At 59.1% G+C, this 21,773-nt stretch carries 16 protein-coding genes; 9 read left to right on the plus strand and 7 right to left on the minus strand.

Annotated features, from left to right (window positions below):
- Position 1 precedes the first annotated feature (1 nt).
- From J2857_RS22080 to J2857_RS22090, 3 genes are all read right to left on the minus strand, one after another.
- On the minus strand, positions 2-724 hold the full coding sequence (locus J2857_RS22080; RefSeq protein WP_040124382.1) for a response regulator transcription factor: 723 nt from the start codon (positions 722-724) through the stop codon (positions 2-4).
- 388 nt (positions 725-1,112) lie between these two features.
- A complete protein-coding gene (locus J2857_RS22085) occupies positions 1,113-4,175 on the minus strand; it encodes an efflux RND transporter permease subunit (RefSeq protein WP_210012217.1) in 3,063 nt (1,020 codons plus the stop codon).
- Positions 4,172-5,407: an efflux RND transporter periplasmic adaptor subunit gene (locus J2857_RS22090; protein WP_210012218.1), complete on the minus strand. Its 1,236-nt coding sequence runs from the start codon at positions 5,405-5,407 to the stop codon at positions 4,172-4,174. The genes J2857_RS22085 and J2857_RS22090 overlap by 4 nt, the downstream gene beginning before the upstream one ends.
- Positions 5,408-5,905: 498 nt before the next feature.
- Here J2857_RS22090 and J2857_RS22095 point away from each other — a divergent pair, with 498 nt between their 5' ends.
- The 4 genes from J2857_RS22095 to J2857_RS22110 are packed head-to-tail and all read left to right on the plus strand — an operon-like array spanning position 5,906 to position 11,026.
- Entirely contained in the window at positions 5,906-7,132 is a 1,227-nt protein-coding gene (locus tag J2857_RS22095) for an acyltransferase family protein (protein WP_210012219.1), read from the plus strand.
- Positions 7,117-8,220 carry a glycosyltransferase family 2 protein gene (locus tag J2857_RS22100; protein WP_210012220.1) on the plus strand — a complete coding sequence of 368 codons (1,104 nt, stop codon included), beginning with the start codon at positions 7,117-7,119 and terminating at the stop codon, positions 8,218-8,220. Before J2857_RS22095 ends, J2857_RS22100 begins: the two co-directional genes overlap by 16 nt.
- Complete coding sequence (locus tag J2857_RS22105) at positions 8,220-9,245, plus strand: glycosyltransferase family 2 protein (protein ID WP_210012221.1); 1,026 nt, start codon at positions 8,220-8,222, stop codon at positions 9,243-9,245. The genes J2857_RS22100 and J2857_RS22105 overlap by 1 nt, the downstream gene beginning before the upstream one ends.
- Complete coding sequence (locus J2857_RS22110) at positions 9,239-11,026, plus strand: ABC transporter ATP-binding protein (RefSeq protein ID WP_210012468.1); 1,788 nt, start codon at positions 9,239-9,241, stop codon at positions 11,024-11,026. The genes J2857_RS22105 and J2857_RS22110 overlap by 7 nt, the downstream gene beginning before the upstream one ends.
- Positions 11,027-11,104: 78 nt before the next feature.
- Here the strand turns inward: J2857_RS22110 and J2857_RS22115 are convergent, their stop codons facing one another.
- Both J2857_RS22115 and denD read right to left on the minus strand, forming a co-directional pair.
- On the minus strand, positions 11,105-12,688 hold the full coding sequence (locus J2857_RS22115; RefSeq protein WP_210012222.1) for a diguanylate cyclase domain-containing protein: 1,584 nt from the start codon (positions 12,686-12,688) through the stop codon (positions 11,105-11,107).
- A 193-nt stretch (positions 12,689-12,881) separates the two neighbouring features.
- Complete coding sequence (gene denD, locus J2857_RS22120; RefSeq protein WP_210012223.1) at positions 12,882-13,865, minus strand: D-erythronate dehydrogenase; 984 nt, start codon at positions 13,863-13,865, stop codon at positions 12,882-12,884.
- 182 nt (positions 13,866-14,047) lie between these two features.
- On the opposite strand from denD, the gene J2857_RS22125 reads away from it, so the two are divergent.
- From J2857_RS22125 to J2857_RS22145, 5 genes are all read left to right on the plus strand, one after another.
- On the plus strand, positions 14,048-15,493 hold the full coding sequence (locus J2857_RS22125; protein WP_210012224.1) for an FAD-binding oxidoreductase: 1,446 nt from the start codon (positions 14,048-14,050) through the stop codon (positions 15,491-15,493).
- 34 nt (positions 15,494-15,527) lie between these two features.
- Complete coding sequence (locus J2857_RS22130) at positions 15,528-16,238, plus strand: FadR/GntR family transcriptional regulator (RefSeq protein ID WP_210012469.1); 711 nt, start codon at positions 15,528-15,530, stop codon at positions 16,236-16,238.
- Between the two features lie 341 nt (positions 16,239-16,579).
- A complete protein-coding gene (locus J2857_RS22135; protein ID WP_210012225.1) occupies positions 16,580-17,113 on the plus strand; it encodes a TRAP transporter small permease in 534 nt (177 codons plus the stop codon).
- Positions 17,113-18,390: a TRAP transporter large permease gene (locus J2857_RS22140; RefSeq protein ID WP_210012226.1), complete on the plus strand. Its 1,278-nt coding sequence runs from the start codon at positions 17,113-17,115 to the stop codon at positions 18,388-18,390. Before J2857_RS22135 ends, J2857_RS22140 begins: the two co-directional genes overlap by 1 nt.
- A gap of 32 nt (positions 18,391-18,422) precedes the next feature.
- Complete coding sequence (locus J2857_RS22145) at positions 18,423-19,427, plus strand: TRAP transporter substrate-binding protein (protein ID WP_210012227.1); 1,005 nt, start codon at positions 18,423-18,425, stop codon at positions 19,425-19,427.
- A gap of 79 nt (positions 19,428-19,506) precedes the next feature.
- Here J2857_RS22145 and J2857_RS22150 read toward each other — a convergent pair whose 3' ends face one another.
- Both J2857_RS22150 and J2857_RS22155 read right to left on the minus strand, forming a co-directional pair.
- A complete protein-coding gene (locus tag J2857_RS22150; protein ID WP_245363663.1) occupies positions 19,507-20,421 on the minus strand; it encodes a DMT family transporter in 915 nt (304 codons plus the stop codon).
- 12 nt (positions 20,422-20,433) lie between these two features.
- On the minus strand, positions 20,434-21,636 hold the full coding sequence (locus J2857_RS22155) for a mandelate racemase/muconate lactonizing enzyme family protein (RefSeq protein WP_210012228.1): 1,203 nt from the start codon (positions 21,634-21,636) through the stop codon (positions 20,434-20,436).
- Positions 21,637-21,773: the final 137 nt, after the last annotated feature.

A 21,773-nucleotide genomic window follows, 5' to 3' on the forward strand; every position in this document is an offset into this window, starting at 1 on the left:
TTCAGACTTCCTCCACCGACGCGGTGAAAGTATATCCTCCCAGCCTGACCGTCTGCAGGAGCGTTGGTTCGCGAGGATCAGCCTCGATCTTTTGACGGAGCCGGCTGATATGCACGTCGATACTGCGCTCGATCGGTCCCGCCAACCCGGAATGGGTAAACAAGAGCAGTTCCTCGCGGGTGATGACCCTCCCCGGATTTCTGCAGAACGCCAACAGAAGATCGAATTCCGTTGTTGTCAAAGCGATGCGAGCGTTGCCGGGATCGTGAAGCCGGCGCCGCATTGGGTCAATCACCCATCCGTCAAAGCGCAGCTTCCTTTGCGCAGAGCTGCTGGTAAGTCCGTAAGAGGCGCGACGCAGGAGACTGCGAATCCGAGCGACCACTTCTCTTGGGCTGAAGGGCTTTGTAATGTAGTCGTCGGCGCCGACTTCCAGTCCTACGATCCGGTCGACTTCCTCTCCGAGTGCCGTCAACAGGATTATCGGGATCGTTCTTTCCGAACGGATGCGTTTGCAGATGCTCAGGCCATCCTCGCCCGGCAGCATGACATCGAGAATAATAAGGTCATAGGAATTGCTGCGAAGCAGGGACTGCATCACGTTTCCGTCCTCAGCCACGGTCGGCAGCATCCCGCTTTCCTGAATTGTCGAGGCCAGAAGATTGCCGATTTCGAAGTCGTCTTCCACGATCAATATCTTCGCGGACGCTGAATTGGGCTGCATTAAGTCTTTCCCTGTTTGAGGACCCTATAGTGGGCCGGCGGCTGGTCCTCGGATATTTCGCTTTATTAAGTTTTGTTACGGTTCGTACTCGCAGTGTACAGGATACCGAACGCGCCCTGCTATGGCGACAAGCGCCGCAACCGCTCGCCCCGCGACGCAGAATTGACGTGACCGACGGAGTGGCGGCGCCGCGGAAAACCGCTCTACTAGAGCACGTCCAGCAAAAGTGCGTCAGCGGTTTTGCGTCCGGACTGCGTGAAAACAAATAGATAGAGCATTTCAGGTGATCCGGTTTCACCGGAAATGCGCTATATATACGGCAGGGCCGGCCAGGTGGTTGGCCGGCCCTCCGCTGGTAGTGCAAGCGCGCTTGCGCCGCCTGCAACCTTCAGATCTCGGCCGACTGGAGGAGGGGCTTGAAGATCCGAGCGGTACGATCGCCAAAGTCGGAAACGATCAGGTGGAGCGACGGGATGACGATCAACGATAGAACCGTGGACACGAGCAGACCGCCAATTACCGCGATCGCCATGGGCGCCCTGAATTCGCCTCCGTCCCCTACCCCGAGCGAGGAGGGGACCATTCCGCCGATCATAGCAAACGTGGTCATGACGATGGGTCGGACGCGCTTCGAACAGGCCTCGACGATCGCATCGACCCGAGGCAGCCCATGGGCTTCGCGTTCAATGGCGAAGTCCAGGAGCATGATGGCGTTTTTCGTGACGATCCCCATCAACATCAAGATTCCGATGACGACGGGAAGTGAGACGGCGTTGCCGCTGAACATGAGGCCGGCTGCAACGCCTCCGATCGACAGGGGAAGGGAGGCCAGGATAGTCCAGGGCGCCAGCACGCTTCCGAAGAGGAGGATAAGAACGACAAGGACGAGCATGACACCTGATCCCATCGCCACCGCAAAGCTTGAGAACACCTCGCCTTCAGTATCGGAATCCCCGGTTGTTTGAATGCGCACACCTGCCGGCAGATTCTTGACGCTACCGATCTGGGCCAGCCTTTCGAGACCCTGGCCCGACGTCATGCCGTCAGCCATGTCGGCGGAAATCTCGATGCGACGCTGGCGATCAAATCGCTCGATGGCGGCGACCCTCTCATCGAAGCTGATGTCGGCGACAGAAGATAACGGAACTGACGTCCCTCTCGTCGTCGGTACTGATAACATTTCAAGGGTTGGCAAATCATCGTGAGCATGCCTCTGGAGCAGCACACGAATTGGAATTTGTCTGCCTCTATCAATGAAGTTGGGCAGTCGGCTGTCGACGTCGCCCACCGTCGATACCCGGATCGTGCGGGCAAGTTCTGCCGGAGATACGCCGATCGTGGAAGCCTTGTCCGGGTCAACCTTTATCCGCAGTTCCGGGCGCGTTGTCGCGTTGTCGGCAGTCGGGTTGACGAAGCTTTTGTCGGCGGTGAGCTCCTGCAGTATGTTGTCTGCCGCGCGCTGAGCGAGAGCGCCATCCGCGGACACGACAGCGAAAGACACATCCCGACCGCCACGCGTATTAAGAAAGCGCAGCCTGACGTCCGAAATGGAAGAAAGCGCCTTTTCAAGATCGGCTTGTATCGAGAACGATGAACGGTCACGCCCGGATTTGTGGAGCAGATCGATCAGGACAACGGCATATCGTACATCTTCCAGTCCGGCCGTATTCGACCCCGCCCTGACGAATACCCCTTCCACCGCGGGATCCCGCCGGATCAGGGCGGCTATTTCGTCCGTCGCTGTCCTTGTTTCGTCCAAAGTCGCCCCAGGAGGCAATTCCACGGAGAACGTCAAACGGCCCGTGTCCTCCTCCGGCAAAAAGGCGGTCGGCAGAGAGCTCAGGCCGTACAAAGCCAATGCAAAGACCGCAAATGCGCATCCGACTGTGATCCATCGCCACCGCAGGCTGACCTTCAGCAACCCTTCATACGCCAACACCATACGCCATCTCCTAGTGTGTGACGGAGGGGCGTTCGTCATGATGTTTGCAGCCATGATCGGCGTGATCAATCGGGCCACCAGAAGTGAAAAGAACACCGCTATCGCAACGGTCAGTCCAAATTCTCGAAAGTACAGCCCGACCACTCCGCTCATGAAACCGACGGGAGTGAAGACAGCCATGATCGTCGCGGATATGGCTATGACAGCAAGCCCTATTTCGTCGGAGGCATCCAATGCAGCTCGGTAGGCGGATTTGCCCATGTCGCGATGACGCACGACGTTTTCAATTTCAACGATCGCATCGTCCACGAGAATTCCTGTCACCAAGGTGATCCCAAGCAAACTGAGAATGTTGAGGGAAAAACCCAGGAGATCGATGGCAAAGAAGGTCGGGATGATCGACAGCGGAAGGGCGATTGCGGCTACGACCGTAGCTCGCCAGTCGCGCAGGAATAGAAACACGACGGCGATTGACAGTGCAGCGCCCTCATAGAGGGTATGTATCGCCGAATTATAGTTGCCCGCCGTGTAGGACATATTGTCGTCGACCAGCGTGAAGCGGATCGCCGGCTGTTCGAGATTCAGCTTCTCCAGTGCGGCGGCCACTTTCTCCGCAACAGCGAGTTCGCTCGAACCCTTTGAGCGGTATACGGCGAAGCCTACGACCTCTTCTTGATCCAAAGTAGCAAAGGCTCGGGCTTCGGCGATGGTATCTTGGACGTTGCCGACATCGTCCAATTTCACACTGACGTCGTCCGACAGGAGGATACGAGAACCACCGAGGTCCGCAATCGTCTGCGCCGCCGCAGCGGTCGTCAGCGTCCGTTCTCTGCCATTTAGGTTGCTGCGCCCCCCGGAACGATCCAACTGACTTCCGATGAGGCTTTCGTTAACTGCATTTGCCGTGAGAGAGAGCGCCTGCAATCGCGAAGGATCGAGTTCGACATGAATCTCCCTATCAGCACCTCCGACACGATCAATGCGGCCAACGCCCTTCAGCCCCTGCAACTGCCGGGCAACGACATCCTCGACGAACCACGAAAGCTCTGCAACGGTCATGTCCTGGTTTGTAACGGCATAGGTCACAACCGCTTGTGCTTCCTCCTCAGCCCGTTCGATGACAGGCTCATCTATTCCATCGGGAAGATCGCTGCGGATTTTAGCAACTGCGTCGCGTACGTCGCCCATGGCGCGATCTGGCGAAATGACGCCGAGCTCGAATTCGACGGCGGTAACGGAACGGCCTTGTGTGACGGTCGACTTGATCTCTTCTACGCCTGCAAGGGATGCTACTGCGTCTTCAACAAGACGCGTGACTTCAGTCTCCAACTCGCTCGGCGCGCCGCCGGGTTGGTCGACAATCACATTCACGGCCGGCTCGTCGATGGTCGGGAAGTAGGTAACGGGCAGCCGTGAAAAACTGTAAAGACCCGTGGTGACAAGGATGAGGAATAGGAGGATCGAGGGAAGCGGATTACGAATCGCCCAAGCCGATATGTTTCCGTTCATTGAAGTCGAGCTCCGAGGCGATCGGGGGTAGATATGGATGCGTCTGCACGCGTTCCCGGCGTCATGGCCAATACAGGCCTCACCCGCTCCCGCGCCTTCAGGAAAGCACCTGATTTCAGGACGACCTCCTCACCTTCCCTGATGCCGTCGACGATTTCTACGAAGCCGCTTTGCTGCGATCCGATGCGGACCGGGCGGATATCCACGAGTCCGTCTGAAACGACGTAAACGTTGTGGCCAGCCGCTGTGCTTTTGACGGCTGTTCCCGGGAGGAGAACATTCTGCCGGTCTTCGATACTGACGCTGCCCCGCGCAAAGACGCCTGGAACAAGTCTGGCTTTGTCTGCAAGTTCGATCCGCACCGTCCCACTTCTTGTCCTGGGATCGAGTTGCGCGGCATTCAGCCGGACGGTTCCTGCGATGGCTTGGTCGCGTCCTGGCAAGGTAATTTCGGCGCTCATACCTTCACGCAGCCGAACGAAGCTTGTCTCCGTCACCTGCGCTACGAACTCGATATCATCATCGTCAGCGATGACAAAAAGAGGCCCGGCTGAGCTCGATGTCATCGCACCTACACGCGCGTTCCGGCTCAATATCCGACCTGAGCCGGGCGCTCGCAAGGTGCTCCTCTGAACAGTCAGTTCGATTTCCCGCCGCTCGCTAACGATCAACTGCTGATCCGCGTTGGCGAGCTCCAAAGATTGGCGCGCCAGTCGCAACTCGGCGACGGCTCGGGCGTATGCGTTCAAGTCTTCGTCGAGGACATTGTCAGCGATAGCACCTTTTGGCTGGAGGGAGCGGCTGCGTTCCATCTTCTTGCGCGCTTCGGCCTCAGTGACCATCGCCACCTCTATCTTGCTGCTCTCAACCGCCACGGCAGCTTTTGCTCGAAGGAGGCTTACCGCATTCTTGTCCAACAACATCAGGGCTTCAGTCGTGTCCAGGAATGCGAGCGCTTGGCCACGTTCAACATGTTGTCCCGCCTCTACCAGAATCTGCCGCACCTCCTTGCCGAGGACAGCGGGATAGACTTCGATCTCTTCCCGTGCCGCGAGCGAGCCCACCACCTCGATCCTCTCCGTCAGCACACCTCGCTTGGCGACGATCGTCGTTACCGGCCTTTGAGCATCTGCGGACGCCTCCGTTGAAAGTAGGCATGCGAGCAACGCCGCTTTCCCGACAAGCTCGCAGCAGCGTTGAAGCGTGGATGATATGATCGATAGCGGGATCATTGAGTGGACCTTTTAAGTGGGCCGCCGAGCGCCCTTGGCTTTCTTTGGTCACACGATAGCGATGGGGAGGAGCCGCACTGTGTAGTCACATTAAGAAATGTTACGGCACGCCCGTGCGCCAGGTCTCAGGAGCGCGATCCGTTCTGCGGCCGCACTAGGCGGCATAGCGACGCCTCTGGAAATTCCGCCTGTTGGCGCTCGTTTAATCGAGCGCTTAAACCGGGACCTGGGCGGGCACGCGTGGCGATGCACGGCCTAATGGGCTTGAGATCCTTTAGACAATGTGCGGTCGAAAGTTTGCGTCGCCAGTTAGGACTAAAGGCCACCTTCCTGGAGGGGCTAAAGTCTGAAACTGCCGTGGCGGCCACAGTTCGGCCGGATTTAGCCTAAACTTTTCAGGCTGACGAAATACTTTGCTGGATTCCAAACAAGGGCACGGCTGCAAAATGCGAGCGGTGCGCGGGAGTAACAACAAGTCCTGCGCAACTGGGGGGCTCCATGCTTCATGCACGCGACCGACAATTGGATGGCCTTAGAACCATTGCCGTCTCGATGGTCCTATACGCGCATTTTTTCGCGGCCGATGGGTCCCACTGGGGCCATATCGGCGTACGCCTGTTCTTCGTTCTCAGTGGCTTCCTGATAACCCGACTCTTGCTGGAAGCGCGCTTTGCTACTCAGTATGAACCAGGCACCGCGATAAGGTCGTTCTATATTCGCCGGGCCCTGCGCATTTTTCCGGCCTACTTTGCAGTGCTGAGCTTCGTCTGGCTGGTCAATCTCGAGCAGGCTCGCGGCAGCATCAAATGGCACGCCCTTTACCTTTCGAACTTCTGGTATGCCCTTCGCGATGAATGGACGCCCTGGGTGCTTTGTCACACCTGGAGCCTGAGCATCGAAGAGCAGTTCTATATCGTGTGGCCGCTCGTCATCCTGCTCGCCCCGCGTCGTTGGCTTGAACCGATCTGCTTCGCTCTTATCGCGTGCTCGCTCGCCTATCGGTTCTATTGGCCCTTCACGGGGACGCCTTCGCTCGCGCGGGACCTTCTTCCTCCGGCATCAATGGACGCTCTGGTGGCCGGAGCGCTCCTTGCGCTCCGTCGCGCGCGGTCGCAGACATTGCCGCACTGGATGCGGGTGAGCTCGGCACCCTTGCTTGTTGCATCAGCCATTTTGATGTGGCTGAAACCGCTACCCCTGTCGCCGGCCCTCGCATGGATGAATTGGATTGGACTGGAGGTTTTTCCTCTCATCCCGCTCACGGCCCTGGTCGGATACTGTTCGTCCGGCCTGCGGGGAGCTCCCGGCCGTCTATTGGAACTCTCCCCGGTTACCGCTGTGGGGCGTGTCAGCTACGGGGTCTACCTGTTCCATCCGATCGTTCTCTCTTTCGTCGTAACTGCGCAACCCTGGATTCCGCTCAACGTCTCGGAACAGGGTATCGGACGCCTCCTCGTAGCGACCACGGGAACTTTGGTATTGGCCGCGATCTCGTGGCTGGCTTTCGAAAAACCATTCAACCAGCTCAAACGCTATTTCCCATACGTCCCCCGAAGCAAGCAGGCTACCGTCCCGTCTTTCGGCAAGCCGGAAGGATCCGGAGACCTACGTTATACGGACCCGACGTATGATGCGCAGTCTGCCACAGCCATTTCGGAGGCTGCGCAAATGCAGGAACTTCGATTTGCCACGCCATTGCGAGCCGAACGATGTCCTCCCCGCTGATCTCCGTCGTATTGCCCGTCTACAACGGCGAACCTTATCTCGCTGCCGCGGTCGAGAGCATTTTGCGTCAGGACCATAGGCGCCTTGAGATCGTCGCCATCGATGACGGCTCGAACGATCTCTCGCTGGATATTCTTCACAGATATCGGAAGATCGACAATCGCGTCCGCATCGTCTCACGTGAGAACCGCGGGTTGATTGCCACCCTGAACGAGGGCATTGCCCTGGCGAAGGGTGACCTGGTCGCCCGAATGGATGCGGACGACATCTCCTATCCAACCCGCTTTTCCCGTCAGGTCGCGCTCTTTCAGCAGCGGCCTCAGCTTGCGATCAGCGGAACGGAAGTCGATCGGCTTCTCGGCGACCGCGTCGTGCGCAGCACGCCTAATCCCATCTATCAGTCTGGGGATTGGCACATACTGTCGCTGTTCTTCACGATCTTCCTGCATTCGACGGTGATGTACAATCGCAAGGTCATTCCCGAAGATATGCTGGTCTATGACGCAAGCTATGTCCACGCGGAGGACTTTGATCTCTTCAGGCGTATTACACGCGAGTTTCCAGCAGCGATGATCGATGAGAGCCTGATCGCCTATCGTATACACTCCGACAGCGTTACAAACAGGCACAAGCGGCAAATGCGCCGAACCCACCTGAAGATCGTCGCCGAAAATCTCGAACGACAGGGTTTTAACGACGACCCCGACGCTCTTCTCGATATCGGCGCAGCCGTTACGCCAGATACGGTGCGCCGAGCCGCCGATTGCATGCTCGCGATCGAAAGAAAAGTCGCCGAGCAAACCGGTACAGTCGCTCGCAGCTACGCGGAAGGAGCCTTGTGCTTCTTCTATTTCCTCTACCAATTCATTGCTGATGAGCAACGTCCGGAGCTGACCCACGCGTTTCTTATGCGCACGGGAAAATGGGACGTCATCCGGCGGCGGGAGCGCTACGGGCTTCGAGCCGCCGTCGCTGCGCCCTGGTTGAGCCGCATGTCGGAAGGGGCGATCCGGAGGCTCGATGGGATGGCACGATACTATCAATCGGTGCCGGCCAAGACGGTGTTACCGCTTCGAGGACTGGCCTGATGTCCATGGAGCATAAGCAAGTCCTCGATGTACATGCCCGGCCGCCCTTATCTCCTGAGGGGCGTCACCCCATCGATGCAAGCTTTATCGTCTGCACCCGCAACAGGGCAGCCGCGCTCGAGGCATGCATCAGCTCGATCGAAGCCGCCTGCCAAGCTTGCTCCCTAAGCTGCGAACTGGTGGTGGTCGACAACGGATCCACCGACGATACAACCCAGCGCCTATCCCGCATCGCGGCGAAATCCGCTGTTCCTCTCAGATGGATGGTGGAGCTGCAGCCCGGCCTGGCTGCCGCGCGCAATACAGGAATGGAGCGGGCGCGCGGCAGATTTTTCATCTTTATCGATGATGACTGTATCGTCGAGAGCACCTATCTGCAGGATCTGAACCGGCATTATTCGGCAGGTGAGCGATGTATTGTCCGAGGCGGCCGCGTCGATCTCGGCAACCCGCACGACCTGCCTTTCACAATCAAGCGGTCGCGATTCCGGGCCCGTTTCACGCCGGATGTACATCCGGGCGGATTCGTGCTCGGCTGCAACATGACCATGCATCGGGAAGCTGCAGTCCGCATCGGGCGCTTTGACGAACGGTTTGGTGCCGGGGGCCTGTTGCGGTCTGCAGAAGATACGGATTACCTCGTTCGCGCCTATCAACTCGGCATTCCGATCGAATATGTTCCCGACATGGCGGTCCAGCATTTTCACGGCCGAACCACACGCGATGCGATCGAGCGGCTTCACCGTGACTACAGCTTTGGAAACGGTGGCCTTTGCGTCAAGCACGCGTTCAAGGCCCCCTGGCTGCTTCGTCATTTCTGCTGGACGACCAGATCGGCCTGGCGAGAACTGTTCGGCGGCTATCGTTTCGATCCGGAGATCTCGCTGTCCCACTTGACGATCGTGGTCATGAACCTCGTCGGAGCAGCGAAGTTTGCGTTGCTTGCCGTTCGCTGGCCAAAACAGGCGGATGTCGACAGAAGCAGCCGCCTGCGCCACCCCCAGCGGGAATCGCCGCCATGCTAGATTTCCTCACGTCGAGTTCTCACCTCCTCCGGGAGGCTCTGGGAAAAAACACCGGCCTGTTGGCAATCGTGGTTATCCTGGGACTGAGCAGCGCCGTGCTCGAAGGCACCGGAATCGGTCTGGTCATCCCGATGCTCAGCATCATTGCCGGCGAGAACGATGCTTCGGGAATGGCCGGCCTTTCCGCCGTTTTTCAACGGGTGGGAACCGGATTGGACGACCAGACGCGGCTGGTCGTCATCGCGGCCGCCATTCTCGGATTGATCACCGTGAAGAACGTGCTGGCCTTTGCCAACGCGGTGCTTGCCAATTTCATTTACGGCAAGGCCGGTCATTCGATCCGGCATCGTCTCGCCGACCAGCTTTTGACGATCGGCTATCCGTTCTTCCTGCAGCAAAGCCCAGGGCGGCTGCTGAACATCATCTCCAACGAGTCCTGGCGGGCCTCGGATGCGGTCCAGACCATCCTAGCCGCGATCGTGAATGCATCGGCGGCCGTTATCCTGCTCGCATTTCTGCTGCTGCTTTCGTGGCAGATGTCGCTGTGCGTCACACTTGGGCTTGTCCTGATCCAAGCCATCCATGCCTTGCTGTCGGCCGGCCTGAAAGGCCCGAGCCGCAATGTCACGTCATTCAACAGTGAACTTGCCGCGAGGATGCTTCACCTCGTTCACGCCGGGCGTCTCATCCGTGCATTCGGCCAGGAATCGCGCGAAAGAACGATCTTCGACGCGGCTTCGAATGCCGTGCGAAAGGCGGGTTTCATTCTTAACAGCCGCCAGGCAGCTCTCCCGCCGCTAACCGAAGTGCTGCATTCCGCGCTCTTTCTGGGCGTGGTTGTCAGCGCATGGCGGGTGGGGGTCGGTTTTCCGGTCATCGTGGCCTTCGTCGTCCTGCTCTATAGGCTGCAACCGCATGTGCGAGCGCTGCAGATGGCCTGGAGCCAGATCCAGGGGTGGAGTGGGGCGCTGGAAGAGGTCGGATGGCTACTGGATTCCTCCGATAAACCAGCGGCCCCCCAAGGTAGTCACCCGATCCGGGGGCTCCGCCAGCTGATCAAGTTCGACCAGGTGACTTTCAGGTATCCGGGCTCCAGCACACGGCCGGTGGTCCTGCGTTCGGTAAGCTTCGACATTCGCCAGGGCCGCTCGACCGCAATTATCGGACGGTCGGGCGCCGGAAAGAGCACGATCGTCAATCTCCTGTGTCGGTTTGTTGAGCCGGATCAGGGGAATATTCTTGTCGACGGCGTATCGCTCGACCAAATCGATCCCGCTGAGTGGCGCCAACAGATTGCGCTTGCCAGCCAGGATCTTGAATTGGTGGACGGCACCATTCTTGAGAACATCGTCTACGGCCACGATACCTCCCTCCCCGAGGCGGAAAGCGCGGCCAGACTTGCCGAAGCACATGAATTTATCGAGAAGCTGCCTGACGGATATGAAACTGTCGTCGGCTACCGGGGGGCGAGCCTGTCGGCCGGTCAACGACAGAGGATCGCGCTGGCAAGAGCTCTGGTACGCGATCCGGAAATCCTGATCCTGGATGAGGCCACGAATGCCATGGACGGTCTATCCGAGGCATCGATCGTGGAGACTTTGAAATTAAGAGCCGGACGCCGCACCACGATCGTTGTCAGCCACCATCACAGCACCATTTCCTTCTGTGACGAGGTCGTCATTCTCGGCGCCGGCCGCGTCCGCAATCAGACGCCCTTTTCCGAAGTTGCGTCCCTGAGCATGGAACAGCTTTACGAACATGAGATGTCGCATGGCAGCTGATCTGAGGATCACTTTGAAACTCGGCAAACGTCCCGAAAGCGAGCGGCTGGGTGAAGAGGCTGAAATACGTTCATCGCGTCAGCGGACCGTGACGACCAACGGCATAATCTCGTCTTCGGCTATCCGCCAGGTGTTGCGGCCGGCCGACTTTGCCCGATAAAGCGCACGATCCGCGGCCTGGACAAGCGTTTCTCGGTCACCGGCGACAACACTTGCAGCGGCTATTCCTATGCTGACGCCGATGCTGATCGACAATCCCTTGATTCTGAACGGTGCGCTCAAGGCCGATATGCATCGATCCGCAAGGCCGATATCCGCCTGGTGTTCGGTTTTCACGAGGATGGCGAATTCGTCGCCGCCGAGGCGAGCCACCAGATGTCCGCCCGCAGCCGAACGCAATCGCTCACCGGCAAGCTTCAAGACCTCGTCGCCGGCGGCATGGCCGAACGTATCATTAACCGGCTTGAACCCGTCGAGATCGAGGCAGTAAACGGTGACAATTCCCTCGTTCGCTTCAGGCTTGAGTGCCTCATCGAGAGCTTTGTAGAATTGCATCCGGTTCGGCAGGCCCGTCAGAACATCATGATGCGCCAGCCTGTTGGCCTCGGCCTCCGCCAGCACCCGATCGCTGACATCCGCGATCGTCAGCAGGAGCCGTCGATCGCCGCCGTCGTGGAGCAACCGGACATAAATGAGGACGTGGTGTTCCCTACCCTGCGCAGTTCGCTGGCGCCACACGGTACGCGCTTCGCAGTCGCCGCTGAGATTGCGGAGCCTCGCGGCGAACTCCTCGCCCTGGCCTTCAGCGTGCATGTCGAAAACGGCTTTGGCAAGAATGACGGATCGCTCGTAGCCATAGAACTGAAGCGCCGCGTGATTGGCTTCAAGAATCGCAAGGCTGTCGCCATCGCAGAGCAGCATCGGCATCGGGTTTGCGTCGAACAGTTGCCGAAGCCACTCTTCCCGTTGCTTGAGGCTGGTAATGTCTATGCGCATTCCAATGGCGCCGCCATCCGGCGTGCGGCGATCGTCGTAGCGCAACCATCGCCCGTCTTTCATTTGCCGCTCTTCCTGTGATACGGGCTGGCGAAACTTCGCCATGCGCTCGCTAAGCCAGACGCCCTGGTCCGGCACTACCTCCTGAATGCTGCCGCCTGCAAGACTGATCTTCAAAATCTCCTCGAACGGAATTCCGGGCGTCAGGTATTCGGCGATATCGGCATAGAGATCAGCGTATCTCTGGTTCCAAAGGACGTAACGGTCCTTGGCGTCGAAGACACAGACGGCCTGCGGCAACATCTCGATGACATATCGCAGGCGAAGATTGGCTTCCCGAGCGGCATGCCCGGCGGATCTTTCCTGCGCCCCGGCCTCGATCCAGACCACGGTGATCGGCGCGCCTGATGCCGGACATGACGAAACTCTGACGTTGCAGTTCCGGATTTCTCCTGCCCTGCAGCTCAAGAGAACCGACGAACCCTCGGGATTATCCAGCGGCCATCCAGGCAGGAGATCGGCGATACCTGTGCCACACAACATGTCCGCTTCGTCAAAAAGTGCTCTTGCCTCGGCATTCGCAAAGGTGACGAAACCCGCCGCGTTCACAATGAGCGCGGCGAGCGGACAGGATTCCAGCAGGATCATCACTTCCGCACCAAGCATCGCTCCCTCAAGCACAGCCGATCTGCCCGGAAAAATTTACGGATGAAGGATAAGCGGGAAGAATGAAATAAATCGCTAAAGTTCAAATGCCACATATAAATGACGCGTCCTCGCTCCGAGGCTTTCCGACATCTGAGCGAGGGCACCGTTCGTCTTGAAGGCCAAACCCTTCAGTCCGCGCGCGGATTTCCGATCACAGGCGGCCTCCAAGTTCGTCCTCGATATGGACGCGGATGATCTCGTCGAAATTTTTCTCCGCGGTAAAGCCGAGGGCGGTCGCACGTTTTGCCTCGAAACCAGGTGCCCAGCCCGCAACCATTCTCATGATCATCTCGTCGGGTACGCGACGAATGAGGTTTACTGCCCTTTCGCCCGCCACGCGGCGAAGCGCATCGATCTGCTCGCCGACGGTTGCGCTGACGCCCGGCATCGAAAGATTGCGATGTGGACCGACCGGCTCGACATCCATATTCGCCGCATGGACGAGGTATCCGACAGCCGAGCGAGGCGATGTATGCCAGTGGCGCACCTCATCCGACACGGGCAGAATCGCCTCCTGCCCGATCAGCGGTTCGCGCAGAATATTAGAGAAGAAGCCCGAAGCGGCTTTGTTGGGTTTGCCTGGCCTGATGCACACGGTCGGTAGCCGGATGCCGATGCCCTCGAAGAAGCCCCGGCGGGTGTAGTCCGAAAGGAGCAATTCCGAAATGGCTTTCTGGGTGCCGTAGCTGGTAAGCGGCGTCAGGTGGAAATCATCGGGAATGGGGAACGGCAGCGGAGCACCCGCGACAGCGATGGACGACGTGAACACCACCCGCGGCTTGTAGCCGCCCTCTCCGTTCGCGAGGCGGATCGCATCGAACAGGTAGCGGGTGCCATCCAGATTGACCCGGTAACCCTTTTCGAAATCGAGTTCCGCCTCCGCCGAGACGATCGCGGCAAGGTGAAAGATCACGTCGGGGCGGGACCCGATGAGCTTTTCGGCCTCACCCGGCATCGAGAGGTCGGCGTCGCTCGTCATCACGGATCCGGAAAACCCCTCCGGATGATCGGGCTTCACGACGTCGAACAGGGTCAGCTTGTCGATCGGCTTGCCGAGAACGCCGCCATCGGCGATGAGACGCGCCGTCAGTTTGCGGCCCACCATGCCGGCCGCGCCTATGATCAGAATATGCATGCTTCCTCCCATCTCGACCCGAAGCGCACGTCTGCCCGGATACGCCAAAATTTATATTGTACGGTTGTCTGATAACCTTATATGCTTCCTTTGAAAACAGGATAGTTGTGCGCCGGGAATAAGGCGCGGGGCAAACCGAACTATCCAGCCAGGGGACGGATCATCCGGAGGAACCACTGAGAATGACGAGCCTGCAGACTGACCCGGTCGGGAAACATCGCCTCCTCCTGCGATCGATGCTTGGCGAGGACCTTGTCCTGACCGATACGGATTCGATGGCGCGATACTGTCGCGACTGGCACGGCGACGTGACCAGTGCTGCGGTTGCCGTCCTGAGACCGCGTTCGACGGACGACGTGGTAGCTTGCGTGAAAGGCTGCCGTGATCTCGGCCTCACCATAGTCCCTCAAGGAGGCAATACAGGCCTCGTGCTGGGCGGCCTTCCCGATATGCCGGAGCGTCAGGTGGTCCTCAGCCTGGAACGCATGAACCGCATCCGCAAGATCGATGTCGACGACTTCTCCGCCGTCGTGGAGGCGGGCTGTATCTTATGGGAGTTGAAGGAAGCGATCGCCGCAGAGGGAATGTTCTTCCCGCTGGCGCTCGGCGCGCAGGGAAGCTGCCGGATCGGCGGCAACGTCTCGACCAATGCCGGCGGCATCAATGTGCTTCGATACGGCATGACGCGCGAACTGGTGCTGGGCCTGGAGGTGGTCCTGCCGGACGGTACGATTTTCGCCGGTCTCTCGACGCTCAGGAAAGACAACCGCGGCATAGACCTGAAGCAGCTCTTCATCGGCGCCGAAGGCACGCTCGGCATTGTTACCGCCGTGTCGATCAAGCTGACGCCCAATCCTGATCAGGTGGCGACCGCCCTTGTCGGCCTCGCCTCTTTGGAGGACGCGATCACCCTTTATCGCCGCGCCCGGCGCGACTGCAGCGATTTGATGTCCGCCTTCGAATTCATGCCGCCCCTTGCCTTCACGCTTGCCCGGGAAGCCATGCCGGATCTGTCGATCCCGATGGCCACCGACTATCCCTCCTATGTTCTCATGGAGGTTTCCGGCTCGGGCCTCGTCGATATCGCCGACCTGATGCAGCGCTTCCTTGAGGGCGTCATGGAAGACGGCATCGTCCTCGACGGCGCGATTGCCTCGTCGCAGGCGCAGGCGCGAAACCTGTGGCTGATCCGGGAGGGAATGAATGAAGGCCAGGCGAAACGTGGTATCCATATGCGCAGCGACGTTTCGGTTCCGCTCTCCAAGGTGCCTTCCTTTGTCGCCGAGGCCGAAAAGGCTATCCACGACGCGTTGCCCGACTGCGTGTGCGTCTCCTACGGTCATGTCGGCGATGGGAATGTCCATCTCAACGTTCTGCCATCCGTGGAGCTGCCCCATCAACAGCGGCTCGAACGGATCTACCAGTCGAAAACCATCCTGAACCAGGTGCTTGATCGGTTCCATGGCAGCCTCAGCGCCGAGCACGGCATCGGCCGCCTCAAGCGGGCGGATTTCGATGCGCGCCTTCCGGAAACGAAGCGCCGCCTGTTGACGTCCATCAAGAATGCCATCGATCCCGACATGGTGATGAACCCAGGCTGCCAGTTGAATTTTACCCGGAAGTCATAGAAGAGCGTCACAAGGGAGAGCCGGCGCCGTGGTAATGGACTTCAGCCAGATCAGACGAAACGAACATCTGCCCGCGCGGATCGCATCGCAGATCGGACGCGAGATCAGCGAGGGCCGGATCGCGCCGGGCGAGAAGCTGCCGACGGAACACATTCTGGCAAAGACCTTCGGCGTCAGCCGGTCGGTCGTGCGCGAAGCGATCGCGCAGCTTCGCAATGAGGGTCTGGTCGAGACCCGGCAGGGTGTCGGAGCGTTCGCCACCGATTTTGAGCACAGGCAGTCGATTCGCATTGAACAGGGCAATCTTGCCGACCACGCAAGTTTTCAAAGCCTGTTTCAGCTCCGGTTGCCCCTTGAGATCGAAGCTGCCGGTCTCGCAGCCACCAATCACACCGCCGAAGACCTTATGAAGCTCGACGAAGCGCTCGAACAGATGACCGGCGGAGAGAAGTGGACCGAAAAAGGCGTCCTGGCCGACCTCGCCTTTCATCGCCAGATCGCAGCTTCCACGCATAACGAATACTTCCTGCTATTCCTCGGTTTTATCGCTGAGCGAATTCATCTGGCGATCAATATGGCCCGAGAGGCAGCGGTATTGACCGAGATCGTCGAAGTGACGATCGCGGAACACGTCGCAATCCGCGATGCCCTTGCGAGCCGCGATCCTATCCGCGCACGGGAGGCGATGCGCCATCATCTCCACGGTGCGGCAAGTCGTCTCGACCTTCAATTGAAAGTTTATTAAGTTCTACCCGGCCGCCCCGTTAGATCGATCCAGGAGATTTCCTGAAAGCAGTCAAGGGCCGCTGGACAGCGAGTAAAACTCTCTTTAGAAATACCACCGGTGGAGAGTTGTCAGACATCCTGACAATAAGCAGGCCGCGGGAGATGCGCCTTGTAAGGGCAGTGGAGGAGATGCTGATTACACATGAAATCGGAGACACCGAATATAGAGTCTTCAAGCTCGGGCATTCGTTCCATCAGCGGGAACACGGCGACAAATGCCGGGAGTGGAGCTTTGGGCCATCGGCCTTGATGAAAAACCTCGCCGGGCGCGGGCTTATTTAGACAATACGGGAGGGGAATATGCAAAAAACAATCAATCTCTTTTTCAGATTTCTGGAAATCCTGCTGATCGTCCTGCTCTCGGCGATGGCGATCATGGTTTTCGCCAATGTCGTCCTGCGTTACGCCTTCAATTCCGGGATGTCCGTCTCCGAAGAACTGTCCCGCTACTTCTTCGTCTGGCTGAGTTTCATCGGCGCCGTCGTTGCCTTTCGCGAGCATGGCCATCTCGGGGTGGAAAGCGTGGTGGCGCTCTTCGGCCGCACGGGCCGCCTGGTCTGCATGATCCTGTCGAACATCATCATCCTCGCCTGCTCGGCAATCTTCTTCTGGGGCACCTGGCAGCAGTTCGAGATCAACGCCAGCATGAGCGCGCCGGTGACGGGCATTTCTATGATCTGGGTCTACGGCATCGGCCTGTTCACCGGCGCCGGCATGTCGCTGATCGCGCTGGAACGCCTCTTCCGATATCTCACCGGTCGCGTGACGGAGGAAGAGATCAGCATCTTCGCCGGTGAAAACCTGACGATCGAGCAGATGGCGGAGCGTACCTGATGACACTTGTCGTATTCATCGTATCGCTTCTGGGCGCCATGGCGATCGGCGTGCCGGTGGCCTTCTCGCTGATGTTCTGCGGTGTCGTGCTCATGTGGTACATGGACATGTTCAACACCCAGATCATCGCTCAGAACATGATCGCAGGTGTCGATACCTTCACCCTGCTCGCCATTCCGTTCTTCATTCTCGCAGGAGAACTGATGAACTCGGGCGGCCTGTCGCGCCGGATCATCGACTTTGCCATTGCCTGCGTCGGCCATATCCGCGGCGGCCTTGGCATCGTCGCGATCATGGCGGCAATCATCATGGCGAGCATCTCGGGCTCGGCCGCGGCCGATACCGCCGCGCTTGCCGCCATCCTCATCCCGATGATGGCCAAGGCTGGCTATAACGTTCCGCGTTCGGGCGGCCTGATCGCCTCAGGCGGCATCATTGCGCCGGTCATCCCGCCATCGATGGCCTTCATCGTCTTCGGCGTAGCCGGCAACGTCTCGATCACCCAGCTTTTCCTTGCCGGCATTTTCCCCGGCATCCTGATGGGCCTGTCACTGATCATCGCCTGGCTCATCGTCGTGCGGAAGGACAATGTCCAGCCGCTGCCGAAGGCGTCGACGAATGAACGCCTGCGAGTCACCGGCCGTGCCGCCTGGGCGCTCGGCATGCCTGTGATCATCCTCGGCGGCATCAAGGCCGGCATCATGACGCCGACCGAGGCCGCCGTCGTCGCCGCCGCCTACGCGCTCTTCGTCGGCATGGTGATCTACCGCGAGCTGAAGCCGAGCGAGCTGCCGCATGTCATCCTGCGGGCAGCCAAGACCACCTCGGTCATCCTGTTCCTAGTGGCCGCGGCACTCGTGTCCTCCTGGCTGATCACCGCTGCCAATATTCCGGCCGAGGTCGTCGGTTACATCGAGCCGTTGATCGACCGCCCGATGCTGCTGATGTTCGCCATCATGATCCTGGTGCTGGTCGTTGGGACGGCGCTCGACCTGACGCCGACCATCCTGATCCTGACACCGGTCCTCATGCCGATCGTCAAGCAGGCAGGTATCGACCCTGTCTACTTCGGTGTTCTGTTCATCATGAACAACTCCATCGGCCTCATCACGCCACCTGTGGGGGTGGTGCTGAACGTGGTCAGCGGCGTCGCCCGCATTCCACTCGGAAAGGTGACGGCTGGTGTCTGGCCGTTCCTGATTGCCGAGACGCTCGTGCTCTTTCTGCTCGTCCTGTTTCCAGACCTCGTCATCGTGCCTGCACGCTGGCTCCATTAAACCTGTCTCAAACTCATCCATGGGAGGATAAAATGAGAAAACTTCTACTGACCACCACTGCCCTTGCTATCGCCTGCTCGTCGGCCGTCCCGGCCTTCGCCGAATTTAAGGCACGCAACATCCGTGTCTCGAACGGCATCAATGCCGACCATCCGGTCGGCAACGGCATCAATGCGATGCAGAAATGCCTGGACGAGAAGTCCGGCGGCAAGATCAAGCTGACGGCCTTCTGGGGCGGCGCTCTCGGCGGCGACCTGCAGGCCACGCAGGCGCTGCGTTCCGGCGTCCAGGAAGCCGTGGTGACGTCCTCGTCGCCACTGGTCGGCATCGTCCCGGCGCTCGGCGTCTTCGACCTGCCCTTCCTTTTCGGCAACGCGCAGGAAGCCTACAAGGTCCTCGACGGCAAGTTCGGCGACATGATGAACCAGAAGCTGGACGCTGCCGGCCTCGTCAACCTCGCCTATTGGGAAAACGGCTTCCGCAACCTGTCGAACTCGGTTCGCCCGGTCAACAAGTGGGAAGATTTCTCGGGGATGAAGGTTCGCGTCATGCAGAACAACATCTTCCTCGACACCTTCCAGAACCTTGGTGCCAACGCCACGCCTATGGCCTTCGGCGAAGTCTTCTCCGCGCTTGAAACCAAGGCGATCGACGCGCAGGAAAATCCCTATGTGACGATCGACACCTCGAAGTTCTTCGAAGTGCAGAAATACGTCACCGAGACCAACCACGCCTATACGCCGTTCCTCTTCCTGTTCTCCAAGGCGATCTTCAATACCTATGCGCCGGACGAGCAGGCGGCGCTGCGCGCCTGCGCCGTGGTCGGCCGCGATGTCGAACGCCAGGTGATCGGCGACCTCAACAAGAAGTCCCTCGACAAGATCAAAGCGGCCGGGCTTCAGGTGAACACGCTTTCACCGGAAGAGCAGAAGCGCATTCGCGAGAAGTCGATGGTGGTTTATGAAAAGCATAAGACCGAAATCGGCGCCGATGTGGTCGACGGCATCGTTGCCGAACTCAAGGAAGTCCGCAAATAGAGTAAGAAGCCGCTTCGTCTGAAGCGGTCAATTCTCCAAAGTAACAGGCTCGCGGCGCTTCAGGCGCCGCGAGCCTTTATCATTCGGGGATCGCCGGAAGCACCGCCGGGCGCTTCTTGAGCGTCTGTTCGCGGATGAAGATGAAAAGGCCGGAAGCGACAATCAGGGCCGCCCCTGCCATCATGCCGAACCGGGGCGTATCGCCAAAGAAAATCCACCCGAAGATCACCGCCCAGAGCAGCAGCGTATATTGCAGCGGCGCGACAGTCGCAGCATCGGAAATCTTGAGGGCGCGGTTGACCAGCATATGCGCTGCCATGGCAACGATCCCGAGCAGGCCGAGCAGAAGAAAATCGCGGCTCGATGTTATCGGTGACCAGTCCACGGGCGCGAAGGCAAGGCCCGCTACACCGGCGCCCATGACCTGGAAGAAGACCAGCGCACTATCCGGCGTGCCGCGCAGGAAACGTCCGGAGATCAGCATGAAGGCAAAGGCGGCGCTGCCGACGATCGAAATGACTGCCGGCGCGCTGAACATGGCGCTCGAAGGTTCGAGCGTGATAATGACACCGATGAAGCCGACGGCGATCGCCGTCCAGCGCCGCCAGCCGACCTTTTCGCCGAGCAGGAAGGGCGAGCACGCCGCAACATAGATCGGCGCCGCCAGCCAATAGGTCATGACGTCGGCGAGCGGCAGGTACATGACCGCATAATAGAAGCAGAACACTTCAGCAGTCGAAAACGCCACGCGGAAAAACTGCATGCCCGGTCGTTCGACGGTCAACAGATTGCCAAAGCCTGCCTTCCAGACCATCGGCACGAGGATGATCAGTGCCGCAAGGCTGCGGATCAGGACAACCTGACCAAGCCCGTAATTTGCGACGAGCCACTTGCCCATGGCATCGTTCAGGGCAAACATCAGCATGCCCAGGAGCATCAGCATCGGACCGGTCATGCTCGCGGTCTTGAGCACGGTCGCCGAGGATATATTCATTTGAATTGCACCTTAGAGAATGGAGACGTCGGACGTCCGCCGGCTGACGGTGAAGGCGCGATCGAGCTCGGGGTTGAGATCCAGCCCCAGACCCGGACCTGGCGGCACGGTGATCATGCCGTTATTCACCTCCGGGAGCGCCGTCACCAGATCGCGGTACCACGTTCTGTAGAACGCGCGCACGCTTTCCTGCACCAGTGCGTTCGGCGCGTTGAGAGACAAATGGGTCGAGGCACAGAGAACGACCGGGCCGGTGCAGTCATGCGGCGCGACCGGCAGATGCCAGGTTTCCGCCATGGACGCGATCTTGCGGGCCTCCGAAAGGCCGCCGCACCACGAAATGTCCAGCATGACGATGCCTGCGACGCCGGTTTCCAGGTAATCACGAAAACCCCAGCGGGTCGCAAGCGTCTCAGAGGCTGAGATCGGCGCCGGCGATACTTCTGCATAACGCTTCAGGCTCGACAGGCTATCCATCTTGATCGGATCTTCGTGCCAGAAGGTCTGGTACGGCGTCAGGGCCTTGGCGATCTGCATGGCCGGGAGGAGTTGCCACATGGAGTGGAACTCCACCATGATATCCATCTTGTCGCCGACGGCCTTGCGGATCTTTTCGAAAGGCTGAAGTGCAAGTTTCAGATCCGGCATCGAGATATATTGGCCTTTCGTCTTCTCCGCAGCCGCGTCGAACGGCCAGATCTTCATCGCCGTGATGCCCTCTTCAAGCAGCGACTCGGCCAGTTCGTCGGCGCGATGCAGAAAACCGTTCAGGTCGTCATAGGCTGTGCCACCGGTCAGACCGTAGTTGGCGGTCGCCTGTCCGGTCGCCTTCTTGATATATTCCGTGCCGGCGCAGGTATTGTAGGTGCGGATTTCCCGGCGGCTGAAGCCTCCCAGCAGTTGGGCGATGGGCTGGTTGGTGACCTTCCCGAAAATGTCCCAGAGGGCGATATCGAACGCCGAATTGCCCCGAACTTCCGCTCCAGAAGAGCGAAAACCCACATAGCCGACGAGTTCCTGCGCCAGAAGGTCGATCTGGAGCGGGTCGCGGCCGATGACCCGCGGAGCCACGTATTCGTGGATATAGCTCTCCACGGTCTCGGCACCGAAGAAGGTTTCGCCGAGGCCGGTAATCCCCTCATCGGTGTGGACGAGGACCCACAACAGGTTCGCACGCTCTGCAACGCGCACGGTTTCAAGCTTGGTGATCTTCATGTTTCCTCCCTTTGCGAAATTCAACCACAGGCCAAGGGCCTTGGTAAGGCAAGCCCCGCTATTTTGTCGCCCACAGGATAGTCATCCAAACTGGGCCTGCTGGCGCAGATCGAAAATTCTGAAAGCGATGAAAAAAA

The sequence above is a fragment of the Neorhizobium galegae genome (genome assembly GCF_017877055.1).
GTDB lineage: Bacteria > Pseudomonadota > Alphaproteobacteria > Rhizobiales > Rhizobiaceae > Neorhizobium > Neorhizobium galegae_D.